19 protein-coding genes are annotated in these 24,260 nt (G+C 71.0%); 7 read left to right on the forward strand and 12 right to left on the reverse strand.

The window, feature by feature from the left end:
• Window positions 1–44: 44 nt before the first annotated feature.
• Window positions 45–1,652, reverse strand: a complete 1,608-nt coding sequence (locus tag O5O46_RS10645; RefSeq protein WP_269855073.1) for an ABC-F family ATP-binding cassette domain-containing protein — start codon at window positions 1,650–1,652, stop codon at window positions 45–47.
• A 331-nt stretch (window positions 1,653–1,983) separates the two neighbouring features.
• Here O5O46_RS10645 and O5O46_RS10650 point away from each other — a divergent pair, with 331 nt between their 5' ends.
• Entirely contained in the window at window positions 1,984–2,646 is a 663-nt protein-coding gene (locus O5O46_RS10650) for a nitroreductase family protein (RefSeq protein WP_269855074.1), read from the forward strand.
• Between the two features lie 16 nt (window positions 2,647–2,662).
• Here O5O46_RS10650 and O5O46_RS10655 read toward each other — a convergent pair whose 3' ends face one another.
• Together O5O46_RS10655 and O5O46_RS10660 are read right to left on the reverse strand one after the other, a co-directional pair.
• The gene (locus O5O46_RS10655; protein WP_269855075.1) at window positions 2,663–3,055 is read right to left on the reverse strand and encodes a recombinase family protein; all 393 of its coding nucleotides are present in this window, start codon (window positions 3,053–3,055) and stop codon (window positions 2,663–2,665) included.
• Window positions 3,056–3,162: 107 nt separating this feature from the next.
• Window positions 3,163–4,350 carry a helix-turn-helix domain-containing protein gene (locus O5O46_RS10660; RefSeq protein ID WP_269855076.1) on the reverse strand — a complete coding sequence of 396 codons (1,188 nt, stop codon included), beginning with the start codon at window positions 4,348–4,350 and terminating at the stop codon, window positions 3,163–3,165.
• A gap of 236 nt (window positions 4,351–4,586) precedes the next feature.
• Here O5O46_RS10660 and O5O46_RS10665 point away from each other — a divergent pair, with 236 nt between their 5' ends.
• The 3 genes from O5O46_RS10665 (at window position 4,587) to O5O46_RS10675 (ending at window position 8,070) form a co-directional block, all read left to right on the forward strand.
• Entirely contained in the window at window positions 4,587–5,621 is a 1,035-nt protein-coding gene (locus O5O46_RS10665; protein ID WP_269855077.1) for a fatty acid desaturase family protein, read from the forward strand.
• 88 nt (window positions 5,622–5,709) lie between these two features.
• Window positions 5,710–7,284: an acetolactate synthase large subunit gene (locus tag O5O46_RS10670; protein WP_269855078.1), complete on the forward strand. Its 1,575-nt coding sequence runs from the start codon at window positions 5,710–5,712 to the stop codon at window positions 7,282–7,284.
• 81 nt (window positions 7,285–7,365) lie between these two features.
• Window positions 7,366–8,070, forward strand: coding sequence for a MerR family transcriptional regulator (locus tag O5O46_RS10675; RefSeq protein ID WP_269855079.1), 705 nt, complete (start codon window positions 7,366–7,368; stop codon window positions 8,068–8,070).
• Between the two features lie 185 nt (window positions 8,071–8,255).
• Here the strand turns inward: O5O46_RS10675 and O5O46_RS10680 are convergent, their stop codons facing one another.
• The 5 genes from O5O46_RS10680 to O5O46_RS10700 form a co-directional block, all read right to left on the reverse strand.
• Entirely contained in the window at window positions 8,256–10,427 is a 2,172-nt protein-coding gene (locus O5O46_RS10680) for a 3-hydroxyacyl-CoA dehydrogenase NAD-binding domain-containing protein (RefSeq protein ID WP_269855080.1), read from the reverse strand.
• 71 nt (window positions 10,428–10,498) lie between these two features.
• Complete coding sequence (locus O5O46_RS10685; RefSeq protein WP_269855081.1) at window positions 10,499–11,713, reverse strand: acetyl-CoA C-acetyltransferase; 1,215 nt, start codon at window positions 11,711–11,713, stop codon at window positions 10,499–10,501.
• A gap of 42 nt (window positions 11,714–11,755) precedes the next feature.
• Entirely contained in the window at window positions 11,756–12,898 is a 1,143-nt protein-coding gene (locus tag O5O46_RS10690; RefSeq protein WP_269855082.1) for an acyl-CoA dehydrogenase family protein, read from the reverse strand.
• A gap of 72 nt (window positions 12,899–12,970) precedes the next feature.
• A complete protein-coding gene (locus O5O46_RS10695; RefSeq protein WP_269855083.1) occupies window positions 12,971–14,098 on the reverse strand; it encodes a CaiB/BaiF CoA transferase family protein in 1,128 nt (375 codons plus the stop codon).
• A gap of 287 nt (window positions 14,099–14,385) precedes the next feature.
• Window positions 14,386–16,776 (reverse strand): Tex family protein, encoded by a 2,391-nt coding sequence (locus O5O46_RS10700; protein WP_269855084.1) that lies wholly within the window; start codon window positions 16,774–16,776, stop codon window positions 14,386–14,388.
• A gap of 241 nt (window positions 16,777–17,017) precedes the next feature.
• Between O5O46_RS10700 and O5O46_RS10705 the strand changes: the two genes are divergently transcribed.
• A complete protein-coding gene (locus O5O46_RS10705; RefSeq protein WP_269855085.1) occupies window positions 17,018–17,518 on the forward strand; it encodes a VOC family protein in 501 nt (166 codons plus the stop codon).
• Between the two features lie 12 nt (window positions 17,519–17,530).
• Here the strand turns inward: O5O46_RS10705 and O5O46_RS10710 are convergent, their stop codons facing one another.
• The 3 genes from O5O46_RS10710 to O5O46_RS10720 form a co-directional block, all read right to left on the reverse strand.
• Window positions 17,531–18,187, reverse strand: a complete 657-nt coding sequence (locus O5O46_RS10710; protein ID WP_269855086.1) for an NAD(P)-dependent oxidoreductase — start codon at window positions 18,185–18,187, stop codon at window positions 17,531–17,533.
• A 97-nt stretch (window positions 18,188–18,284) separates the two neighbouring features.
• Window positions 18,285–19,295 carry an isopenicillin N synthase family dioxygenase gene (locus O5O46_RS10715; RefSeq protein ID WP_269855087.1) on the reverse strand — a complete coding sequence of 337 codons (1,011 nt, stop codon included), beginning with the start codon at window positions 19,293–19,295 and terminating at the stop codon, window positions 18,285–18,287.
• Window positions 19,296–19,644: 349 nt separating this feature from the next.
• On the reverse strand, window positions 19,645–21,513 hold the full coding sequence (locus O5O46_RS10720) for a Xaa-Pro dipeptidyl-peptidase (RefSeq protein ID WP_443072457.1): 1,869 nt from the start codon (window positions 21,511–21,513) through the stop codon (window positions 19,645–19,647).
• A gap of 230 nt (window positions 21,514–21,743) precedes the next feature.
• Between O5O46_RS10720 and O5O46_RS10725 the strand changes: the two genes are divergently transcribed.
• The gene (locus tag O5O46_RS10725; RefSeq protein WP_269855088.1) at window positions 21,744–22,496 is read left to right on the forward strand and encodes a polysaccharide deacetylase family protein; all 753 of its coding nucleotides are present in this window, start codon (window positions 21,744–21,746) and stop codon (window positions 22,494–22,496) included.
• Window positions 22,496–23,686 carry a YncE family protein gene (locus O5O46_RS10730; protein WP_269855089.1) on the forward strand — a complete coding sequence of 397 codons (1,191 nt, stop codon included), beginning with the start codon at window positions 22,496–22,498 and terminating at the stop codon, window positions 23,684–23,686. Before O5O46_RS10725 ends, O5O46_RS10730 begins: the two co-directional genes overlap by 1 nt.
• A gap of 71 nt (window positions 23,687–23,757) precedes the next feature.
• Here O5O46_RS10730 and O5O46_RS10735 read toward each other — a convergent pair whose 3' ends face one another.
• Window positions 23,758–24,048: a hypothetical protein gene (locus O5O46_RS10735; protein ID WP_269855090.1), complete on the reverse strand. Its 291-nt coding sequence runs from the start codon at window positions 24,046–24,048 to the stop codon at window positions 23,758–23,760.
• Window positions 24,049–24,260 lie beyond the last annotated feature (212 nt).

The following is a 24,260-nucleotide window of genomic DNA, read 5'->3' on the forward strand; positions in this document are numbered from 1 at the left end:
GGCCGCCGCAAACCCTCCGCATTGATCAAACCCGTCGCGGGTGATCACATCGGATCGATTTCGGTCAGTTCACCATCCATCCTCAGCCAACGGGTGGCCCCGATACCGCGTAGGAACGGCACGTCATGACTGGCGATGATCAGCGCGCCCTGGTAGGACTCCAGCGCCCTGGTCAGTTGGCGGACGCTGGCCAGATCCAGGTTGTTGGTCGGCTCGTCCAGCATCAGCAGCTGCGGCGCGGGCTCGGCGAGCATCAGCGCCGCGAGCGTCGCCCGGAACCGTTCGCCGCCGGACAGTGTGCCGACCGGCTGGTCGGCGCGGGCTCCCCGGAACAGGAACCGGGCCAGCCGGGCCCGGATCACGTTGTTCTCCGCGGTGGGCGCGAACCGGGCGACGTTCTCCGCGACGGTGAGCGCGTCGTCCAGCACGTCGAGCCGCTGCGGCAGGAAGCGCACCGGGACGTGCGCCACCGACTCGCCCGCCACCGGCGTAAGGTGCCCGGCGATGGTGCGCAACAAGGTGGACTTGCCGGACCCGTTGCCGCCCACCAGTGCCACCCGTTCCGGGCCGCGCAGTTCCAGGTGGGCCAGCGCGCCGTGCACCAGCTCGGCCTCACGCAGGGTCAGTACGCCGCGGCCGGGCGGCACCGCGGTGTGCGGCAGGTCGACGCGGATCTCGTCGTCGTCCCGCACCGCCGATACCGCCTCGTCCAGGCGGGCCTTGGCCTCGGCCACCTTCTCGGTCTGCATGGTGCGGTACTTGCCCGCGGAGACCTGGGCCTCGCGCTTGCGTGCGTTCATCACGATGCGCGGTTCGCGCTTGTTGTCGTACTGCTTCTGCCCGAAGCGGACCCGTCGGGCCAACTTCACGTGGGTTTCCTCCAGTTCGCGCCGCTGCCTGCGCAGATCGGCCTCGGCGGCCCGGACCATGCGCTCGGCCGCCTCCTGTTCCACGGCGAGTGCCGTCTGGTAGGCGGTGAAGTTGCCGCCGTACCAGCGCACTTCGCCGCCGCGCAGTTCGGCGATCTGGTCGACCCGCTCCAGCAGCTCCCGGTCGTGGCTGACCACGACCAGCACCCCGCGCCAGGCGGCGACGGCGTCGTGGAGCCGTTGCCTGGCGGCCAGGTCCAGGTTGTTGGTCGGCTCGTCCAGCAGCAGGACGTCGGGGCGGCGCAGCAGCAGTGCCGCGAGCCGCAGCAGCACCGACTCGCCGCCGGACACCTCGCCGACCGTACGGTCGAGGCCGATCCGGCCGAGCCCCAACTGGTCGAGGGTGGCGCGGGCGCGCTCCTCGACGTCCCAGTCGTCGCCGACCGTGGTGAAGTGGTGTTCGCTGACTTCACCCCGCTCGATGGCGTGCAGGGCGGCCCGTACCCGGTGGATGCCGAGTGCCTCGTCCACCCGGACGGTGGTGTCGAGGGTGAGGCTCTGCGGCAGGTAGCCCACCTCACCGGTGACCCGCAAGGTGCCCTGTGTGGGCGTCAGTTCGCCCGCGAGGAGCCGCAACAGGGTTGACTTTCCGGAGCCGTTGAGGCCGATCAGGCCGGTGCGGCCGGGGCCGATGGCGATCTGGAAGCCGTCGAACACGGTCGTTCCGTCGGGCCAGGAGAATCCGAGGTCCGCGGTGGTGATGGAGGGGGACGCGACAGACATATGTGGTCTCCGGTTGCTCAGTGGATCTGGGATCGGGCAACACGTGGAGACACCGCGGCAGGTGGCAACGCTCAAGCGGCAGATGGAACGAGGGCGCCCCGGCATGCGGAAGGCGGCTCATGGCTGAGGTCGCACACGGCTTCGCGTGGTGTACGCGGTCGCGGTGTCTGCTGGGACCTCAGTAGAGCAACGGCCTTCTCCGATCGACGACAACAGGGCCGACAACAACCGTAGGCAGGGGCGCGCCGGATGGCAATCGGATTTTCCGGCGCCGCCCAGATGGCCGTGCGCGGCCTTCCGTGGTGGCGGGTGGTGTGGTGTGCTGGCGACCATGGTTGACGAATGCGCTCACCGCACGGTGCCGCTGCGCCCGATGGCCGTCCCCGGCGACGAGGCGGAAGCGCGTAGCAGGGCGTTCCACGAGGTGATGGCACGCCGCCGCACGGTGCGTGACTTCTCCCCCCGACCGGTCCCCGACGGGGTGGTGGAGTGGGCCGTACGCACCGCTGCCACCGCCCCCAGTGGCGCCAACGTGCAGCCGTGGCGCTTCGTGGTTCTCACCGACCCGGAGCGCAAGCGGCGGCTGCGTGAGGCGGCCGAGGCCGAGGAGCGGGAGTTCTACTCCCGGCGGGCCTCGCAGGAGTGGCTTGCGGCCCTGGAGCCGCTGGGCACCGACTGGCGCAAGCCGTTCCTTGAGCAGGCCCCCGTGGTGGTCGTGGTGTTCGAGGTGCACAAGGGACCGGAATCGCCGCGCCCGTACTACACCAAGGAGTCGGTGGGCATCGCGGTCGGCCTGCTGCTGGCCTCGCTGCACCAGGCGGGGCTCGCGACGCTCACCCACACCCCGAGCCCGATGCGGTTCCTCAACGAGGTGTGCGACCGGCCGCCGGAGGAGCGCGCCTCGTATGTGATCCCGGTCGGCTACCCGGCCGAGGGCGCGCGGGTGCCGGACATCCACCGCAAGGACCTCGATCAGGTTCTGGTCCGGCTCTGAGCGGCGCGGGTGGCAGTCACGGCGTGATGCGTCCCGTGTGCGAGCTCCGGCCGTCCGGGGCGCGTGTCTCGCTGCGGCAGGTCTCCACCCAGCCACCGAGCGAGAGGACGCGCCGCGTCAACTCCCCACGCACTGCCAGGTCGTAAGCGAACCGCTCCCAGTCGAACACGAGGCAGACGCGGCGCTTGTCGGTCCCTGCCGCGCGCATGGTGTTGCACAGGTGATCGAGCGCCGGGCGGCGGTTGAGGGACAGCGCGTCCTCACCCCGGTCAACGAACCATCCGCCGTAACCCCAGCCCTGCTTCTGCACGTACGCCGCGCAGGCTTTCAGGCGTACGTCGAGGGTGATGATGTTCTTGGTGACGTGGCGGTCGTAGATGAACGCGAGGGTTGGCTGAGTGGCTGTCATGGTCGGCTCCGAACGGCACATCGACGGTGGGTAACCGACCGTAGGTCCCCGGTGACGGGGGCTCAATGGCACTTTTCCAGCGGCCTGCCGCGAAGTGCCACGCAGTGCTAAATCGGCAGGCCGACCGTGTCCGCCAACTCTCGTATCTCGCCCGTCAACGTTCGCCGCCTGGTGACGATGCGCTCCACGATGTCCCGTGCGTACCGCTGGTGCGCCAGCCACTGGGGTGCAGCTTGGCGGACCGCGTTCAGCACCTCTACCGCCTCGGCGTACTGGCGTTGCCGGACACGGGCGTTCGCCACGTCAAGCCGGTGCCGGTTCAGGTTGTTCGATGATGGCCGCAATCCCTGCGTTGGGATGCTGGCCGCGAGTCTGAGCACTTGGTCGGGTCGATCTGCGATCATCGCCGTCTCTGCCTGCTTCAACGCCACCGTAACGGGGCCGAAGGTGCGCAGGAAATCACCGGCGGGTGTCCACTCCTGACCGGTGGCGACCGCCGCCGACTTGGCGAGCCTGAGCGTATCGTCGGCTTCACCTGGACGGTTGTCGCGGATCGACGCGGCCGAGGCGCGTAGCAGGAGCCAACCCCACGCGCTGAGGTCCTCCGGCGTGGCCCGCGACATTCGCGGCTCCACCTCGTCCGCCCACTGGATTGCCAACTCCCTTGCGTCCGCGACACTGCCGCGGCGCAGTAGCAGCCAGCACTGGGTGCTGACCGTCGCGGCGGCGTCAAGCCGGTCGGCGGCGTCGTCCATGGCTCGCTCCATCACGGCCTCGGCGGCGTCGAACTGCCGTGTCTGGGTGAGCAGCCACCCGGTCAACTGCAAGAGTTTGCCGCGCACCCGGCGTGCGGCCGGGGAAACCTCGACGAGGGCATCGGCATCGCGCAACAGGGCGGGCAGAATGGTGCTCAACTCGGCGAACTGGTCGGAGGCGAACAGCGGTACAGCTGCCTTGATGGCATCACGTACCCCGTCGAGGGTGGGGGGCTCGTCCGGCCCGGACGGTGCCGGGGTGAGGAGCGCTTCACGCACTGCCGCCCAGCGATCAACGGTCTGGGGATCGGCACCCTCTTCATGACGGTCGGCGATGAGCCGGGACGTGGGGACGCGTAGGGCGACGGCAAGCCGCCGTGCGGTCTCCAGACGGGTGTCGGGCCGCTCGCCTTGTTCCAGCTTCCGGACGAGCGACAGAGAGACACCGGACGCGGACGCGAGACCCTGCTGGGTGAGCCCTCGTCGCTTGCGAATTTCCCGCAGCCGCCCCCCGATGTGAGACGAGGTCTCCTCAGTCATGCTGGTCTCCGTTCTGGCGACAACGGAACCGTACCCCCAGTCGGCACCCGTGGAACGGTCGTTGGCCCGTGCTTCTGCCGGTGCGGGCGCTACCTCTGGCGGCGTACGGGGGTTGTCCCCCGGGTGCGTGGCGGTGGACTCCCCCGGTCAGCCCGGGTGGTGACTCCATGGTTCGGGCGGCGGCGGGTTCCTAGGTTCTAGGGGTCAGCTTCCCGCCCCGTCACCAGGAGTTCCGCATGCCGCCGACCAGCACGCTCGCCGCGCCGCCCAGCACCAGGGGAAGCGAGTTCGCGCCGCTGCTGCGGCTGGCCAAGGAACGCGGTCTACTGGGCCGACGCGCCGGATACTACATACGGACGATCACGTTCAACGCCCTGGCCCTGGCGGCCACTTGGGCGGGTGTGCTGATGCTGGGCGGCTCCTGGTGGGTGCTGCTGCTCGCCGTCCCGTTGGCGGTGCTGTGCGGCCGTACCGCCTTCATCGGGCATGACGCGGGCCATCAGCAGATCGCCCGCAGCCGCGGGGTGAACCGGGTGCTGGGGCTGGTGCACGGCGACCTGCTGCTGGGGATGGGCTACGGCTGGTGGAACGACAAGCACAACCGGCACCACGCCAACCCCAACCATGTGGGCAAGGACCCTGATGTGGAGGTCGGCGCGCTGGTGTGGAGCCGGGCGCAGGCGGTCCAGCGGGAGGGCTTCGCCCGCTTCCTGGCGAAGCATCAGGCCCGCCTGTTCTTCCCGATGCTGCTGCTGGAGGGCTTCGCGCTGAAGGTGGCCACCGTGCAGGACCTCAGGCGACGGCCCCCGCGAGACCGGGCCGTCGAGGCCGTGCTGCTCGCGGCACACCTCGCCGGGTACGTGGCGCTGCTGCTCACCGCGATGCCGGTGGGAACCGCGGTGGTCTTCGCCGTGCTGCACCACGCCCTGTTCGGACTGCACCTGGGATGCTCGTTCGCGCCGAACCACAAGGGGATGGCGATGCCGGAGGACGACGGGCAGCGCTGGGGTCATCTGCGCCGCCAGGTGCTGACCTCGCGTGACGTCCGCGGCGGCCGCGCCACGGACTGGTTCCTCGGCGGGCTCAACTACCAGATCGAACACCATCTGTTCCCCAGCATGCCGCGCCCGCACCTGCGGCTGGTGCAGCCGCTGGTGCGCGAGCACTGCCAGCGGCTCGGCGTCCCGTACGCGGAGGCCGGGCTCATGGAGTCGTACGCACAGGCGCTGCGCCATATGCACGCCGTCGGTGCTCCTTTGCGCGGCGCGTGAACGGGTGGCTCCTCGCGTCCCTGCTCACGCGGCCCCCGGCCAGCCGCTAGCGTCGGGAACAGGAACGCCCTGCCGCAGGAGGACCGGGATGAACGGTGCGCAGTCCCTGATCCGCAGCCTCGCCGACGCCGGTGTGGAGGTCTGCTTCGGGAACCCCGGTACGTCCGAGATGCACCTGGTGGCGGCGTTGGACGAGGTTCCCGCGCCGCGTGCGGTGCTGTGCCTGTTCGAGGGCGTGGCCACGGGGGCGGCGGACGGGTACGGGCGGATGGCGGACCGGCCCGCGGCCACCCTGCTGCACCTCGGTCCAGGTCTGGGCAACGGTCTGGCCAATCTGCACAACGCCCGCCGCGCCTGCACCCCGCTGGTGAACGTGGTGGGCGACCACGCCACGTACCACAAGCGGCTGGATCCGCCGCTGGAGTCGGACATCGACGCGGTGGCGGCGACGGTGTCCGGCTGGTTGCGCCGGGCGGGCGCGGCGGACGATCTGGCCGCCGACGCGGCGGACGCGGTCGCCGCGGCACTGACCCCGCCGGGCCGGATCGCCACCCTGATCCTGCCCGCGGATCTGGCGTGGACCGATGTGTCGTGGAGCGCTGCCCCGGCAACCGGTGGTCCCGGCACGGTCGATGTGGTCGGGCCGATCCCGGTGGCGGACGAGGTGGTGGCGCGCACCGCCGGCATCCTGCGGTCCGGTGAACCGGGGGCGCTGCTGATCGGGGGCGCGGCCGCCCGGGGCGAGGGGCTGCGGGCAGCGGGCCGGATCGCGGCGGCGACCGGCGCCAGGCTGCTGTGCGAGACGTTCCCGGCCCGGCTGGAGCGCGGGGCCGGGGTGCCCGTGGCGGAGCGGCTGGCCTATCGGGCGGAGGCGGTCGCCGGTCAACTGGCGGGCGTACGGCACCTGGTGCTGGCCGGCGCGGTCTCACCGGTGTCGTTCTTCGCGTATCCCGGAGCGGTGGGCGATCTGGTCCCGGAGGACTGCCAGGTGCACGTCCTGGCGCACGGCCAGGAGGACCTGACCGGGGCACTGACCGCGCTGGCGGACGCCACTGCCGGGGGCGCCGCCGCCCAACTGGCCGCGCCCGAGCGGCCGTCGCCGCCGGGCGGCGCGCTGACCGCCGAGACCATGGCGTACGTGGTCGGCGCGCTGCTGCCGGAGCGGGCGATCGTGGTGGACGAGGCCAACACCTCGGGCCCCTGGCTACCAGGCGCCACCGCGGGCGCTCCGCCGCACGACTGGCTGACGCTGACCGGTGGGGCGATCGGCCAGGGGCTGCCGGTGGCCACCGGTGCGGCGGTGGCCTGCCCGGACCGGCCGGTGCTCTGCCTGGAGTCGGACGGCAGCGCCATGTACACCATCTCGGCCCTGTGGACCCAGGCGCACGAGGGCCTCGATGTGACGACGGTCGTACTGAACAACAGCGCGTACGCGATCCTGGACATGGAGCTGCGGCGGGCGGCCGCCGCCGAGCCCGGGCCGAAGGCCCGCGAACTGCTGGACCTGTCCCGGCCCGGGCTGGACTTCGTGAGCATCGCGCGCGGCATGGGCGTTCCGGCCGAACGCTCCGTCACCGCCGAGGAGTTCACGGGGGCGCTGGGCCGCGCGCTCGCCGAACCGGGACCGCATCTGGTCGAGGCCGTGGTGCCACCGCTGGTGTGAGCGGTTTCGCAACCTCGCTGAGACAGCAATACTGTCTCACCAGACCGCCGCGGTCGCCGACCAGAAAGCGAGGGCCAGTCGATGACTCCGCCGCCGAGCCTCACCGTGGACGAGTTGGCCGCGCGGGCCGGGGTGACGGTGCGGACCGTCCGCTTCTACGGCACCAAGGGCCTGCTGCCGCCTCCGGTGCTCGGCCCGCGCCGGGTGGGGCACTACGGTCCCGAGCACCTGGCCCGGCTGGCGCTGATCGAGGAGTTGCAGCACCAGGGGCTGACGCTGGCCGCCATCGAACGGTATCTGGAGCAGCTCCCGGCCGACATCACCGCACACGACCTCGCCATCCACCGCGCGCTCGTCGCCTCCTGGCTGCCGGAGGACGCGCAGGAGGCGACCCGTGAGGAGTTGGAACGGCGGGCGGGCCGGGCGCTCAGCGAGCAGGACGTGGACCGGCTGGCGGCGATGAACGTACTGCGGCGCGGTGACGACCCGAACGTGTTCGAGGTGGACCCGGGCATCCTGCACCTGGGCGTGCGGCTGCTGGACGTGCCCGTGGCGCTGGAGACGATCCTGGCGGCGCGCGAGGTCATGCTCCAGCACTCCCGCGCGGCGGCACGGGAGTTGAGCCGGATGTTCCGGGACGAGATGTGGGAGGAAGGCAGCCTGCGCGAGGTGAAGTCGCTTTCGGCGCATATGCAACCGCTGGTCGTGCAGGCACTGGTCACGGCGTTCCAGCGGTCCCTGCGCGAGGAGCTGCGGGCGCTGTACGCGCAGCGTTCTGTTGAGTGATGCCCTGCCGCGAGGGCGGGACCGGGCAGGCATCCGGAAACGGTCGGCGGCTCATGGGCAGCGCTGGCGGCCTGGACCGCCGTCCCGATGATCGTCGCCGTGGCCGTCGTACGGCGACGGGACGTGTGAAGTCCCGTTACACGGGCGGTGTTGGGGGCGAGCCCCCAACACCGTCCGGCGCCACGCTACGCGTCCGTGAAGACCTCGCCGCGTTCTGCCTTGTCCAGCAGCAGCCGCGGCGGGGCGAAGCGTTCGCCGTACGCGGCCCGCAACTCGCGGGCCCGGGCCACGAATCCGGGTAGTCCGCCCTCGTAGCCGTTGATGTACTGGAGTACACCGCCCGTCCACGCGGGGAAGCCGATGCCGAGCAGGGAGCCGACGTTGGCGTCGGCGACCGAGGTCAGGACGTTCTCCTCAAGGCAGCGCACCGAGTCCAGCGCCTCGGAGAACAGCATCCGCTCCTTGATGTCCTCGAACGGAACCGCCACCTCCGGCTTGCCGAAGTGCTCGCGCAGCCCCGGCCACAGACCGGCACGCTGGCCGTTGTCGTACTCGTAGAAGCCCGCTCCCCCGCTGCGGCCGGGTCGGCCGAACTCGTCCACCATGCGGTCGATGACCGCCTCCGCGGGATGCGGCTGGTAGCTGCCGCCGGCCTCCTCGACCGCCCGGCGGGACTCGTCGCGGATCTTGCGCGGCAGGGTGAGCGTCAACTCGTCCATCAGCGACAGCACCTTGGCCGGGTAACCGGCCTGCGCCGCCGCCTGCTCCACCGAGGAGGGGTCGACGCCCTCGCCGACCATCGCCACGCCCTCGTTGATGAACTGCCCGATGACCCGGGAGGTGAAGAAGCCGCGCGAGTCGTTGACCACGATCGGGGTCTTGTGGATCTGCCGGACCAGGTCGAAGGCGCGGGCCAGCGCCTCGTCACCGGTCCGCTCGCCCTTGATGATCTCCACCAGCGGCATCTTGTCGACCGGCGAGAAGAAGTGCAGTCCGACGAAGTCCTGGGGCCGGGCGACTCCGTCGGCGAGCATGGTGATCGGCAGGGTGGAGGTGTTGGAGCACAGCAGCGCGTCGGGTGCGACGACCTCCTGGATCTCCTGGAAGACCTTGTGTTTGACCGCCGGGTCCTCGAAGACCGCCTCGATCACCGCGTCGCAGCCCGCCGCGTCCGCGGCGTCGCCGGTCGGGGTGATCCGGGCCAGCACCTCGTCACGCTGCTCGGGCGTCGTCCGGCCCTTGGCCACCGCCTTGTCCAGCAGCCCGACCGAGTACGACCTTCCGCGCTCGGCGGCCTCCAGCGAGACGTCCTTGAGCACCACGTCGATGCCGGAGCGCGCACAGGCGTAGGCGATGCCCGCGCCCATCATTCCAGCACCGAGTACCACGACCCTGCGGACGGTGTGCGGTGCGATGCCGTCCGGGCGGGACGCACCGGAGTTGACCGTCTGCATGTCGAAGAAGAAGCCCTGGATCATGTTCTTGGAGATCCGGCCGCAGGCCAACTCGGTGAAGTAGCGGGCCTCGATGACCTGCGCGGTCTCGAAGTCCACCTGGGCGCCCTCGACCGCGGCGGCCAGGATGTTGCGCGGTGCGGGGTAGGGGGCGCCACCGAGCTGCTTCTTGAGGTTGGCGGGGAACGCCGGGAGGTTGGCGGCGAACTTCGGGTTGGCTGGCGTGCCGCCGGGGATCCTGTAGCCGTCGGCGTCCCAGGGCTGCCGGGCGTCGGGATTGGCGTCGACGAAGGCACGGGCGCGGGCCAGCAGGTCCTCGCGGCTGTCGGCGACCTCGTGGATCAGCCCGGCCGCCAGGGCGCGCCGCGGGGTGTACTGGGTGCCCTGCACCAGCACCTTCAGCAGGGCGTCGGCGACGCCCAGCAGCCGTACCGTGCGGACCACGCCACCCGCCCCGGGCAGCAGGCCGAGGGTGACCTCGGGCAGCCCGATCTTCGTGCCGGGCGCGTCCAGCACCACCCGGTGGTGGCAGGCCAGCGCGATCTCGTAACCGCCGCCCAGCGCCGCGCCGTTGACCGCCGCGACCACCGGCCTGCCGAGCGTCTCCAGTCGGCGCAGCAGCCGCTTGACGCGCATGCCCCCCGCGAAGACGTCCGCCGCCCGGTCGGGGGTGGCGCGGATCAGGTCGCGTAGGTCGCCTCCGGCGAAGAAGGTCTTCTTGGCGGAGGTGACGATGACGCCGCGCAGCTGCTCGCGTTCGGCCTCCAGGCGTGCCACGACGGCTTCGAACGAGTCGGCGAAGGCGTCGTTCATGGTGTTGGCGGACTGGGCGGGGTCGTCCAGCACGAGGGTGACGACGCCGTCGGCGTCCTGTTCCCACCGGATGGTGGTGCGCGTGGTCATTCCTGGGGCTCCAAGTTTCGGGGTCCAGGGGCAGCACCCCTGGTGAAGGGAATCAGCAACGGCGAACGTGTTCAGAGGCGTTCGACGACGGTGGCGATGCCCATGCCGCCGCCCACGCAGAGGGTGGCCAGGCCGTAGCGCTGGTCGCGCCGCTCCAACTCGTCGATGAGGGTGCCCAGGATCATCGCGCCGGTGGCGCCCAGCGGGTGGCCCATGGCGATCGCACCGCCGTTGACGTTGATCCGGTCCAGGTCGATCTCCATGTCCCGGGCGAAGCGCAACACCACGGCGGCGAACGCCTCGTTGATCTCGACGAGGTCGATGTCGCCGGTGCCCAGGCCCGCCTTGGCGAGCGCCTTTCGGGCGGCGGGGGCCGGGCCGGTGAGCATGATGGTGGGGTCGGCGCCGCAGACCGCGGCGGAGACGATACGGGCGCGCGGGGTGAGCCCGTGGCGCTCGCCGACCTCGCGGTTGCCGATGGCGACCAGGGCGGCGCCGTCCACGATGCCGGAGGAGTTGCCCGCGTGGTGGACGTGGTCGATCTTCTCGACCCAGTGGTACTTCTGCAGCGCCACGGCGTCGAAGCCGCCGGCCTCGCCGATGGCGGCGAACGACGGCTTGAGCCCGGCGAGGCTCTCCACAGTGGTGCCGGGGCGGATGTGCTCGTCGCGGTCGAGCACCACCAGGCCGTTGCGGTCGCGCACCGGGACCACGGACCGGTCGAAGTACCCGGACTTCCATGCCTCGGTGGCGCGTGCCTGTGACTCCGCGGCGAAGGCGTCCACATCCGCGCGGCCGAAGCCCTCGATGGTGGCGATCAGGTCGGCGCCGATGCCCTGGGGCACGAAGCCGGTTTCGAAGCTGGTCATCGGGTCCATGGCCCAGGCGCCGCCGTCGGACCCCATCGGCACCCGCGACATCGACTCCACGCCGCCCGCCAGGACCAGGTCCTCCCAGCCCGAACGCACCTTGGCCGCGGCCATGTTGACCGCTTCCAGACCCGAGGCGCAGAAGCGGTTCTCCTGCACGCCCGCGACGGTGTCCGGCAGGCCCGCGGCAATGGCGGCGATCTTGGCTATGTCGGAGCCCTGGTCACCGAGCGGGCTGACCACGCCCAGCACCACGTCGTCGATGGCGGCCGGGTCCAGGGCGGGGAAGCGGCGGCGCAGTTCATGGATCAGCCCGACGACCAGGTCGACCGGCTTGGTGCCGTGCAGCGCGCCGTTGGCCTTGCCGCGACCGCGCGGGGTGCGGATCGCGTCATACACGTACGCTTCGGTACTCAACGTTCTTCTTCTCCGTGGTTGATGGGATGTCTGAAGGTCTTCTCAGGACAGCAGCGCGCGGCCGATGATCTCCTTCATGATCTCGGTGGTGCCGCCGTAGATCGTCTGGATGCGGCCGTCGGTGAAGGCCTTGGCGACCGGGTACTCGGTCATGTAGCCGTAGCCGCCGTGCAGTTGCAGACAGCGGTCGGCGACCCGCTTCTGCAGTTCGGTGGCCCACCACTTGGCCATCGAGGCGTGCACCGCGTCCAGTCCGCCGCGGTTGTGCTCGGTGACGCAGCGGTCCACGAAGGTCCGGGTGACCGCGCACTCGGTGGCCATCTCGGCGATCTCGAAGCGGACGTGCTGGAGTTTGGCCAGCGGTCGGCCGAACGCCTCGCGCTCCTTGACGTAGGTACGGGTCAGTTCCAGCAGGTGCTCGGCCGCGGCGATGGCGGCGACCGCGATGGCCAGCCGCTCCTGCGGCAGATTGGCCATCAGGTGGCCGAAGGCGCCGTTCTCGGTGCCCAGCAGGTTCTCCTTGGGCACAGGTACGTCGGAGAAGAACAACTCGGCGGTGTCCTGGGCCTTCTGGCCGATCTTGTCGAGGTTGCGGCCCCGTTCGAAACCGGGCGTGCCGCGCTCCACGACCAGCAGGCTCAGTCCCCTGGCGCCGCCCTCCGGTGTGGTTCTGGCCACCACGACGACCAGGTCGGCCAGGATCCCGTTGGAGATGAAGGTCTTGGTACCGTTCAGCAGCCAGTGGTCGCCCTGGTCGGTGGCGGTGGTACGGATCCCCTGGAGGTCGGAGCCGGCGCCCGGTTCGGTCATGGCGATGGCACCGATGCTCTCGCCGCCGCAGAACCCGGGCAGCCAGCGGCGCTTCTGCTCCTCGCTGCCGAGCGAGGTGAGGTACGGGCCGACGATGTCGTTGTGCAGGCCGATGGCGAGCCCGGAGGCACCGGCCCTGGTGAACTCCTCCGCGAGCACGACCGCGTAGCGGAAGTCGTCGGTGCCGCCGCCTCCGTACTCCTCGGGTACGGCGAGGCCCAGCAGCCCCTGCCGTCCCGCGGCCAGCCAGGCGTCCCGGTCGACCACGCCCGCCCGCTCCCAGCGGGCGTGGTGCGGTAGCACCTCCTTGGCCAGGAAGGTGCGCACCGTCTCACGGAACGCCTCATGTTCCGCGGTGAACAGGTCCCGCCGCATGCTGCTGGCTCCCTCTTGTCGTGTTCGCTGGCCGGAGGCGGGGGCACCCGGTGCGTGCCACCACGGGTTCGCTCAACGCCCGTTGAGCGCCGGCAGGTTCCAGTCACGGGCCACTTCCCCGGTGTGGGCTCCCGGCACCGCGGGCGGACGGCGCAGCCCGCCCGGGGTGGCCGAGAACCGTGGCGCGGGCGCGGGCTGGGTGCGTCCCTCGGCGTCCGCGGTGAAGGTGCCGCGGGCCGCCAGATGCGGATGGCGGGCCGCCTCGCGCAGCGAGAGCACCGGTGCCACACAGGCGTCCCGCCCCTCGAAGACCTCGGTCCACTCCTGCCGGGTACGGGACCTGAAACGCTCGGCGACGCGCTGTCGCAACTCGCCCCAGCGGGACGGGTCGTCGCGGTCCGGAGCATCCTCGCCGAGTTCCAACAGCGCGGCGAACTCCGCGTAGAACGGCCGCTCCAGGGCGCCGACGGCCATGTGGCCGCCGTCAGATGTCTGGTAGACGCCGTAGTAAGGGCAGCCGCCGTCCAGCAGGTTGACACCGCGCCGGTCCTGCCACGCGCCCGCGCCGAGCATCCCCCAGATCATCGCGCCCAGATGCGCGGTGCCGTCCACGATGGCGGCGTCCACCACCTGTCCGGCGCCGGTGGACCGGGCGTGGTGCAGGGCGGCGAGCACTCCGACGGCGAGGTAGAGGGAGCCGCCCGCGTAGTCGCCGAGGAGGTTGGCGGGTACGGAGGGTGGGCCCTCGGCGGGGCCGATCATGCCGAGGGTCCCGGCGGTGGCGATGTAGCCGATGTCGTGTCCGGCGCTGTGGGCGAGCGGTCCTTCCTGGCCCCAGCCGGTCATCCGCCCGTAGACCAGGCGGGGGTTCGCGGCCAGGCACTCGTCGGGTCCCACGCCCAACCGCTCGGCGACGCCCGGCCGGTAGCCCTCGATCAGGATGTCGGCACGCCGCGCCAGCTCGACCACGAGTCCTGGTCCGGCCTCGGACTTGAGGTCCACGACGACGGAGCGCTTGTTGCGGTTGGTGACGTCGTGCGCGGGGTCGATGCCCAGCGGCGCGCCGCCCGGCCGGTCGACGCGGACCACATCGGCGCCGAGGTCCGCCAGCAGCATCGCGGCGAACGGTCCCGGGCCGATGCCGGCCAACTCCACGACCCTGACTCCCACCAGCGGACCGGGACTTCTCGGCTCGTCCATGGACCGGCTCCCCTGCCACGACAGCCATCACTTTGACAGTACAGGTGTAACATCAGGGATGTTAGAAGTCCGCGGCACGCGGGGCAAGGGCCACCCCGGCCGGTGGCGGCGAATTCTTCGGGGGCTTCACCGCGCATTCCGGGTCTTCGGGGCTTCGCCGCCCGGCCCCAGGCCCTACGGTCCCGAACTTCCCCGCCCGTCATGCCCTTTGCGCCCCAAAGCCAAAAGGGCCGGGACGCTCGGCGATCCCTGGAATCCGCCTCTCGCGTCCCGGCCCTTCTCGTGGGCTACCGGCGGCCGCGGCCCGGGCCGCCGTCGCCGCTCACCAGGCCTGCCCGGCGCAGCGCGTCGGCCAGCGCGCCGCCGCCCCCGGAGTCCCTTGCCTGGCCGCGGTTCTGCCTCGGCGGCGCGTTCCGCTTCGCACCGCCCCTGCCACCGCCGCGCTGCTCGACCTTGCCTCCGCCGCGCTGCTCGCGCTCACCGCGCGGCGCGCCCGCCTCGTCGTCCAGCCGCAGCGTGAGGCCGATGCGCTTGCGCGGGATGTCCACGTCGAGGACCTTCACCCGCACCACGTCGCCGGGCTTGACCACATCGCGGGGATCCTTGACGAACGACTTGGACATCGCGGACACATGGACCAGACCGTCCTGGTGGACGCCGATGTCCACGAACGCGCCGAAGGCCGCGACGTTGGTGACCACGCCCTCCAGCAGCATCCCGGGCACGAGGTCCTTCAGCTCCTCGACGCCCTCCTTGTAGGTGGCGGTCCTGAAGGCGGGACGCGGGTCGCGGCCCGGCTTCTCCAACTCGCCCAGGATGTCGGTGACGGTGGGCACGCCGAAGGTCTCGTCCGCGTAGTCCTGCGGCCGAAGCCCGCGCAGCTTCTTGCTGTCGCCGATCAGCGCCTTGATGTCGCCGCCCGCCGCGGAGACGATGCGGCGCACCACCGGGTACGCCTCCGGGTGCACGGCGGAGGCGTCCAACGGGTCGTCGCCGTCGGTGATCCGCAGGAAGCCCGCGCACTGCTCGAACGCCTTCGGCCCGAGCCTGGCCACGTCCTTGAGGTCCTTGCGGGTGCGGAACGGGCCGTTGTCGTCGCGGTGTTGGACGATGTTGTCGGCGAGCGTCGCCGTGATGCCGGAGACCCGGCGCAGCAGCGGTGCGGAGGCGGTGTTGAGGTCCACGCCGACGCCGTTGACGCAGTCCTCGACCACCGCGTCCAGCGAGCGGGACAGCTTGGCCTCCGCCAGGTCGTGCTGGTACTGGCCGACGCCGATCGACTTGGGGTCGATCTTGACCAGTTCGGCGAGCGGGTCCTGTAGCCGTCGGGCGATGGAGACCGCGCCGCGCAACGACACGTCCAGGTCCGGGAGTTCCTGGGAGGCGTAGGCGGAGGCGGAGTAGACCGACGCGCCCGCCTCGGAGACCACGACCTTGGTGAGGTTCAGCTCTGGGTGCGCCTTGATCAGGTCGGCGGCGAGCTTGTCGGTCTCCCGGGAGGCGGTGCCGTTGCCGATGGCGATCAGGTCCACCTTGTGGGCGGCGCACAGCTTGGCGAGGGTGGCCAGCGACTCGTCCCAGCGGCGCTGCGGTACGTGCGGGTAGATCGTCTCGGTGGCGACGACCTTGCCGGTCGGGTCGGTGACGGCCACCTTGACGCCGGTGCGGAAGCCGGGGTCGAGGCCCATGGTGGCGCGCGCCCCGGCGGGTGCGGCGAGCAGCAGGTCGCGCAGGTTGGCGGCGAAGACCCGGACCGCCTCGTCCTCGGCGGCGGTGCGCAGCCGGGTGCGCAGGTCGATGCCCAGGTGGACCAGGATCCGGGTGCGCCAGGCCCAGCGGACCGTCTCCAGCAGCCACGCGTCGGCCGGACGGCCGCGGTCGGCGATCTCGAACCGGGCGGCGATGGCCCGCTCGAAGGTGGACGGGCCGTCCTGCGGCTCCTCGGGCTCCAGGGTGAGGTCGAGCACCTCTTCCTTCTCACCGCGGAACAGCGCGAGGATGCGGTGCGAGGGCAGTTTCTCGAAGGGCTCGGCGAAGTCGAAGTAGTCGGCGAACTTGGCGCCCGCTTCCTCTTTGCCCTCCCGTACGCGGGAGCTGAGCCGTCCCCGCGACCACATGCGCTCGCGCAGGTCGCCGATGAGGTCGGCGTCCTCGCCGAAGCGCTCCACCAGGATCGAGCGGGCGCCGTCCAGTGCGGCGGCGGCGTCCGCGACGGTGTCGTTGACGAACTCCTCGGCCGCGGACCGGGGTTCGACGGTGGGGTCGGCGAGAAGCCGGTCGGCGAGCGGTTCCAGACCCGCCTCGCGGGCGATCTGCGCCTTGGTGCGCCGCTTGGGCTTGTAGGGCAGGTAGATGTCCTCAAGCCGCGCCTTGGAGTCGGCGGCGAGGATCTGCGCCCGCAGCGCGTCGTCCAACTTGCCCTGCGCTTCGATGGATTCCAGGATGGCGGCGCGGCGGTCCTCCAACTCCCGCAGGTAGCGCAGCCGCTCCTCCAGGGTGCGCAGCTGCGCGTCGTCGAGGGCGCCGGTGGCCTCCTTTCGGTAGCGCGCGATGAACGGCACGGTCGCCCCGCCGTCCAGCAGGTCGACCGCGGCCTTGACCTGCCCTTCGCGCACCCCCAGCTCCTCGGCGATCACGCGTCCGATGGACTCGGTGGCGCCGGTGGCGCTCTCCCCCATGGCCTTGAGGGCGTGGGAGGTGCCCCCTGCACCGGTGGACCCGATAGACGTTGTCGTCACTATCCGTTCCGCTTCCTCTGCCTCGCTGAGCTTTGCTCTGCATTGTGCCGGTGCGGTGGCGGGCTTGTCGCGCAGGGGCCGGGTGCGCGCCGCCCCTAACCTTCTTGAACTTTCAAGCTTCTGGGGCGTACGGTGGAGGCGACGGCCCCACCCGGCCGGTTCCTCACCCCAGGAGCACGCCATGCCCGTACGACGCCTGAACCACGCGGTGCTCTACGTCCGCGACACCGCCGACGCGGTGGAGTTCTACACGAATGTGCTCGGTTTCAAGGTCGACACCGAGATACCCGACCGGGCTGCCTTCCTCAGCGCGCAGGACACCCTCAACGACCATGATCTCGGACTGTTCGCCGTCGGCGCGCACGCCCCCGGCCCGGAGCAGGGCCGGGTCGGCCTGTACCACCTCGCCTGGGAGGTCGGCACGCTCGGTGAACTCGCCGAGATCGCGGACCGGTTGACCGAGCGCGACGCCCTGGTCGGTGCCACGGACCACCTGGTGTCCAAGTCGCTGTACGCCAAGGACCCGGACGGCAACGAGTTCGAGGTGATGTGGCGGGTGCCGCGCGAGGACTGGCCGGGCGCCGAGGAGCCGCACCGGCTGCGCCCGCTCGACCTGCGCGCGGCCCTGGAGCGCTGGGGTCCGGACCGGCTGACCGGCGCGGCGGCGGGCTCCGCCACCTGATCCGGTGGCCGGTCAGTAGCCGACCGCGAACCGCTCGCCGATGTGCCGCGGGTTCTCGATCTCGTCGACCACCGCGATCGCGAAGTCCTCGACGGAAATGCGGCTTTCACCCTGGTCGTCGACGACCAGGTCCTCCGACGCGGTGCGGTAGGAGCCGGTGCGCTCACCGGGTTCGATCGTCGCCGCGGGGCTGACGCTGGTCCACCGCACGTCCTTCACGGTGCGGAAGAAGTCCAGCGCCTCGCCGTGCGCGTGCATGATCTGCAGCAGGAACGCGGGCAGTCCCGGCGCGTCCCACACGCGTGTACCGTCCGCCCTGCGCAGCGATCCGGCGCCGCCGACCGTGATCAGTCGCGGCGCCTGCGGGCCGAGCGTGCGCAGGCCGCCGATCAGCGACTCGGCGGCCGGCCTGATGGTGGCGATGTGCCCGGGACCGTTGCCGCTGCCTCCTCCGACCGCGCTCACCACCGCGTCCTTGCCCTGGGCGGCGGCGGCCACCGTCGTCGGGTCGAGCACATCGCCCTTGGTGACCGACAGCCGGGTGTGCTCGGTGGTGAGTTTGGCCGGGTCACGGACCACCGCGGTGACCTCGTGCCCGCGGCTGAGCGCCTCGCGCAGTATGCGGCCACCGAGGGTGCCGGTGGCTCCGAACAGGGCGATGGTCGACATCTCGGTTCTCCTCCGCTGTCCCGCCACTGCGCGGGCGCTGTCCGCGTTCGGTCCGGTTCCCAAGGTCCCCCACTTCCGGGCCGGGTGCGAACCGGGGTTACGCCGTCGCGGGGGCGGCCAGTGCGGCGTGGTGGCGGCGGGCCACACCGGGGTGCGCGCGCAGCCAGCCCTTCAGCTCGTTGCGGCCGTACTCGGCGAACAGCGGATTGGCCGGGTCCTGGGTGGTGCCCGGTGCCCGCTCGGCGTGCGGGAACGGCAGCGGTTCGATGCGGGCGTCCAGCCGCGGGTTGTAGAAGAACGGCACGGAGAATCGTTCCTGCGCGGCGGCCGGGCTGACCACCCGGTGGTTGGTGGCCTTCAGATAGCCATTGGTGGCCACCTCCAGCAGCTCGCCGAGGTTCACCACGAACGCGCCGGGCAGCGGCGGTACGTCGTGGAAGACTCCGTCCTCCCGCTCGACCTGGAGGCCGCCGATGTCGTCCTGGAGCAGCAGGGTGAGGAACCCGTAGTCCTTGTGCGCGCCCACACCCTGGTCGGCGCCGTCGGGCGCGCGGCCCGGGTAGCGGACGATCTTCAGATGCAGATGGGGGTGGTCGGCGAAGGCGTCGTCGTAGAAGTCTGCGGGGGCGCCGATGGCGGTGAGCAACTCCCTCAGCAGCCGGCCCGCGACCGCGCTCAGCCGGTCGATCCAGGCCAGGGCCGTATCGCGCAGTTCGGGCAGGGCGGCGGGCCACTGGTTGGGGCCCTCCAGCCACCAGTAGGCGGGCTCGCGGGGGCCGGGGACGCGCGCGGCGCGTTCGGCGCCGATGTCGAGCTGGTCGCGCCAGTCGGGGCTGCCGCCGGTGCGCTCGTCGCCGATGCGGGTGTAGCCGCGAAAGTGCGGGGAGTTGAGGTTGGAGATGGCGAACCGCTCGCTCTCCGGCAGCGCGAAGAACGCCCGTACCACGGAGTTGAGCGCGGCGGTCTCGGCGGACGTGATGCCGTGGCCGACGAGTTGGAAGAAGCCGACGTCGTGCGCGGCCGAGTGGAGTTCGGCGTGCAGTCGGGCACGCGCGGCGGGGCCGCCGGAGGCGGCGGACAGGTCGATGACCGGAAGCTGATGCGACATGGGTGTGGTCCGCAGGGTGAGGTCCGGACACGCCCCGGCGGTGGCCGGGCACGCCGCGAGCGGGCCGGGGTACGGCGGGATCGCGGAGCCGGAGAGGCGACTGGAGAGGGGAAGCCGTGGGATCAGCCGCTGCGGCGACAGGACATGCTCGTGACGCGGACGAAGTCCACGTGGCGACGGCGTACGAGCGCGAGCATGCGGGCAGCATACCTCGCTGATCCGCAGGCCGGGTCACGGTGGTTCGGACCGCCGGACGCCGCCGCGGCGCAGGGTTGCCACCGCCGCGACGGCGAGTACCCCGCGGCGGAGCCCGGCGGTGCCGAACCGGTCCGCTCCCCGGCGAAGTGGACTACGGCAGGCGCGACATCCGGGGCGCTCCCCGGACCCCGGACAGGGTCCGCCCCACCGGATGCGTCACCGGGCCGGGGCCGACCGCCCGTATCAGCGCCGGGTAGCCGCCGACCAGCGGAAGGTCGGCCGAGGAGTGCGCGAGGTCGACGCTGACGGTCGGAGTGGTGTCGGGCGCGACGATGAGCCCGTTGTCGGTACCGGCGACGATCAGGGCCAGCCGGTGCCCGGCCGGGACGACGTGGTCGCTGGCGGCCAGCCGCAGTGTGATGGTGTACGGCTGGCCCGGGGTGAGCGGCACGCCGTGCAGCGACGGGGCGTAGTGGCCGAGGTCGGCCCAACCGCGGCTGAACACCGTGAAGTTGACGTTGGTGGTGTCCGCGGCGGTGTCGTAGAAGCAGGCACTGTCACCGGAAGTGCTCTCGCCCCAGCACGACTTGGTGTTCAGGGTGGTGATGCCCTCGCCGTCGCCGCCGTAGTTGCGGATGGTGGCGGGCCCCAGGTCGACCAGTACAGCGGACAGATGGGCGCTGGTGGTGGAGGAGGTCGCGGTGAGCGTCACCGTACCGCTGCCGGACAGCCGCAGGTCCCGCTTGAGCACCCCGGTGGTGAAGGCGACCTTGTCGTTGTTGGCCTGGTCGACCTGCGCCGACCAGTCGGTCTCGCTCTGCGACGGGTCGTCGGTGTACGTCTCGGTGCTGCCCGCCGCGGGGGGCGCGACTCCGAGCGTGCCCAGTCCGTTGCCGCTGCCCGGGTCCAGCTGGACCTCGGTGGCCGCGGTGCCGGGGGCGGGCCATACGGCGTCGGTGGTCCAGTGGTCGGGGGTGCGCTCGATGTCGGCCATGGGGGCGCGGTCGATGCCGTTGTCGACGCCCATCAGGTAGTGGTCGAACCACTGGTGCAGGGTGTCCACCCAGGCCGAGCGGCGGTAGTCGAACGGATCGACATGGCCGGTCTGGGAGAGCCAGACCTTGCGCTGTACGCCGTGCGCGGCGAGCGCGTCCCACCACTGGCCGAAGTTCTTGGTGCGGACGTTGAGGTCCTCCATGCCGTGCACCAGGAAGACGCTGGCCTTGACCTTGGCGGCGTCCGCCGCGTAGTCGCGCTGCTGCCAGGCGCTCGTCCAGTCGCCGTCGCGCGGGGCGCCGTCGCGCAGCCGCTGCTGCTCGGCGGAGCAGTTGGCCTGCGCGTTCCGGCTCTCCACGTCACCGGCGAGGGCGTCGGGGCCACCGTCGTAGAGGGCGGCGCCCTGGGCGAAGTAGTAGTCGTACCAGGAGCTGATGGCGCTGATCGGCACCACGGTCTTCAGGCCCGCGACGCCGGTGGCCGCCACCCCGTTGGCGATGGTGCCGTCCCAGCTCTTGCCGATCATGCCGACCGAGCCGTTGGCCCAGCTCGCCGTGGCGGCCTGGCCTCCGGTGCGCGAGCTGTAGCCCTTCGCGCGGCCGTTGAGCCAGTCGATGACCGCCTTGGCGGAGGTGATGTCGGACGGTCCGCCGACGTCCACACAGCCGTCGGAGCGGTTGGTGCCCGCGAGGTCGACCAGGACGACGGCATAGCCGCGTGGTACGAAGTAGTTGTCGTAGTAGAGCGGGAACTGGACCGGTTTCCCGTTCTTGTCGTAGGTCTTGACCTGGTTCTCGTTGCCGCGCCCGCAGCAGGAGTAGTACGGGCTGGCGTCCATGATGACCGGGACCTTCTGCCCGGCCGCCGCCGGTTCACGGGGCCGGATGATGTCGGCGGCCACCCGGTCGCGCTTGCCGTTGCCCTCGCCGTCCAGGCCGGTGTCGACCCAGACGGACTCCCGGATGGCGTTGGCGTACGAGTAGACGGGTTGCGTCGGTCCGGTTCTGGGTCGGCCGTGCGCCATGGCCGGCGCGGTGAACGCGGCGACCAGGGCGGTGACGACGACCGCCACGACCGCTATGGATGGGATGCGGAATCTCCGCGCAAGTGACAGCACGGGCCGCACGGTACCGCCTGTCATTGCCATGACAAATAGCATTTGCGAAAACTTATTCGGGAGACACCGGACCTGCCCCCCGAAAGGCGGTATTGAGCGGTGTCCGGAAGGCGAAGGCTGTACACAATGTTTCAGTGATGTCCATTGATCGCCGCAGCGTTCTGGCCGCGGCCGCCGCCGCGCTGACCGCCGGATGCGCGGGCGGCCGGCCGCCCGCCTCATCACCCCGGGCGGCGGCCCCGTCCAGCGCCGCCCCGTCACGCACCCCCGGCGCGCCGCTGCCCGCCGGGCTGCCGGACCAGATCAGCCACGGCCCGCGGGACCGCCAGATGGTGGCGCTCACCTTCCACGGCCAGGGTGAACCCCGGCTCGTCGAGGGGCTGTTGGGCGAGGTGGAGCGGGCCGGGGCACGGATCACCGTGCTGGCGGTGGGCAGTTGGCTGGACGTCTATCCGCGAATGGCCCGCCGGGTACTGGACGGCGGCCACGAACTCGGCAACCACACCCAGAACCACCGCGGCATCTCGGCCATGCCCGCGGACCGGGCGTCGGCCGAGATCACCCAGTGCGCCGAGCGGCTGCGCAGGTTGACCGGTGACATCGGCCGCTGGTTCCGGCCCTCACAGGCCCAGTACGCCACGCCACTGGTCCAGCGATTGGCCCGCGCCGCGGGGTACCGCCATGTCCTGTCGTACGACGTGGACTCCCTTGACTACACCGACCCCGGCGCCGAGGCGGTGCGCCGTACCGTACTCGCCCAGGCGCGGCCCGGGTCGGTGGTGAGCTTGCACTTCGGGCACGCGGGCACGGTCGAAGCGCTGCCCGCTCTCCTCGACGGCCTCAAGCAGCGCGGTCTGCGCGCGGTGACCACCTCGGAGTTGCTGACCTGATGCGTGCCATACCCCGTACCCCGCTGCACACGGCGCTGCTGGCCGTCGTGTGCGTACTCGTCGCCGTCGGCTGCTCGTCGCTGAGCAGCCGCCACAACACCCCGTCCCGCCCGAGGAGTTCGACCTCGCCGGGGGCGGGCACCATGGGCGTGGCGTTCGACGGACTGCCGGGCATGCCGCCCCCACTCGATCCGCACGACCTCTACGCGGCCGACCGGCCGGGCGCGCTCTCCGCCGCCGTGCGGAACTTCCCGAACCTCATATACGTGCCGAACACGATATCCAACACGGTGTCGATCATAGATCCGGCGACCGACAAGGTGATCCGGACGATACGGGTGGGCCGCCAGCCGCAGCACGTCGTCCCGTCCTGGGACCTCAAGACGCTGTGGGTCAACAACGACCTGGGCAACTCGCTCACCCCGATCGACCCGGCGACCGGCAAGGTGGGCAAGCCGGTCGACGTGCACGACCCGTACAACCTCTACTTCACGCCGGACGGCAAGCACGCGGTGGTGATGGCCTCCCAGGACCGGCAGCTGGTCTTCCGGGACGCCCACACCATGGCCGTCGACAAGGCGGTGCCGGTCTCCTGCGGCGGGGTCAACCACGCCGACTTCTCGCCGGACGGCAAGTACTTCATCGTCTCGTGTGAGTTCTCCGGTGAACTCCTGAAGGTCGACACCGCCGCGATGAAGGTGGTGGGCCAGCAACGTCTGGCGTACCAGGGCTCGATGCCGCAGGACGTGAAGCTCTCGCCGGACGGAAGGACCTTCTACATAGCGGACATGTCCGCGGACGGGGTGTGGGTGCTCAACGGCGACACCTTCGCCGCGCCCACCCTGCTGAAGACCGGCAGGGGCGCGCACGGCACCTACGTCAGCCGGGACTCCAGGTATCTCTACGTCTCCAACCGGGGTGAAGGCTCCATCTCCGTGCTGGAGTTCGCCACCGGCAAGCTGGTGAACAAGTGGTGGCTGCCCGGCGGCGGCAGCCCCGACATGGGCGGCGTCTCCACGGACGGCAACATCCTGTGGCTGTCCGGGCGTTACAACTCCGAGGTGTACAAGATCGACACCCGCTCCGGGAAGCTGATCGACCGGATCCCGGTCGGCGCCGGCCCGCACGGCCTGTGTGTGTATCCGCAGCCCGGCCGGTACTCGCTCGGCCACACCGGGATCTTCCGCTGAGGGATGACACAGGAAGCCGCGCGGTGCCCGCTGGCGCCGCGCGGCTCGGGTGTACCGTATCCGACCGGGTGTCATCGCTTGAAGTGCATGTCGCGGTGCGTGTCCATCCGCTCGTGACGCATCACACCGGTGTGGTACGAGGTGTGACGACGCAGGTGCGTGTGACGGTAGTGGCTGTGGTGGCGGTGGTGACGCGAAAGCCTGGCCTCATGCCCCTTGGTGAGGTGCTTTCCGTGGTGGTGCTGGGCGCTGCCGACCGAGGGAGCGGCGGAGGCGCCGCCCGCCGCGAGCAGCAGAGCGGCGGCGCCGCCAACCAGTACCCAGGCGCCGCGAACGGCCGACGACGTCGTAAGGGACTTCATGGTGTGTTGCCTCCAAGAGCGTTGAGAACGGGCCCCGACAACGAGCTGTGACACATCGGGCTCGGGCTCTGCCCAACGACCCAGGTAGCAAAGGGTATGGAGACGGTTACCGAATTTTGCCATTTATTGGGGAATTCCGGTCATCTGTGTCAGATGCTGCTAGATGCCGCCTTACGCCGACAGCAGGAGGGACCTTCGTCCCGGTTGGCGAT

The sequence above is a fragment of the Streptomyces sp. RPT161 genome (genome assembly GCF_027533845.1).
GTDB classification, from domain to species: Bacteria; Actinomycetota; Actinomycetes; order Streptomycetales; family Streptomycetaceae; genus Streptantibioticus_A; species Streptantibioticus_A silvisoli_A.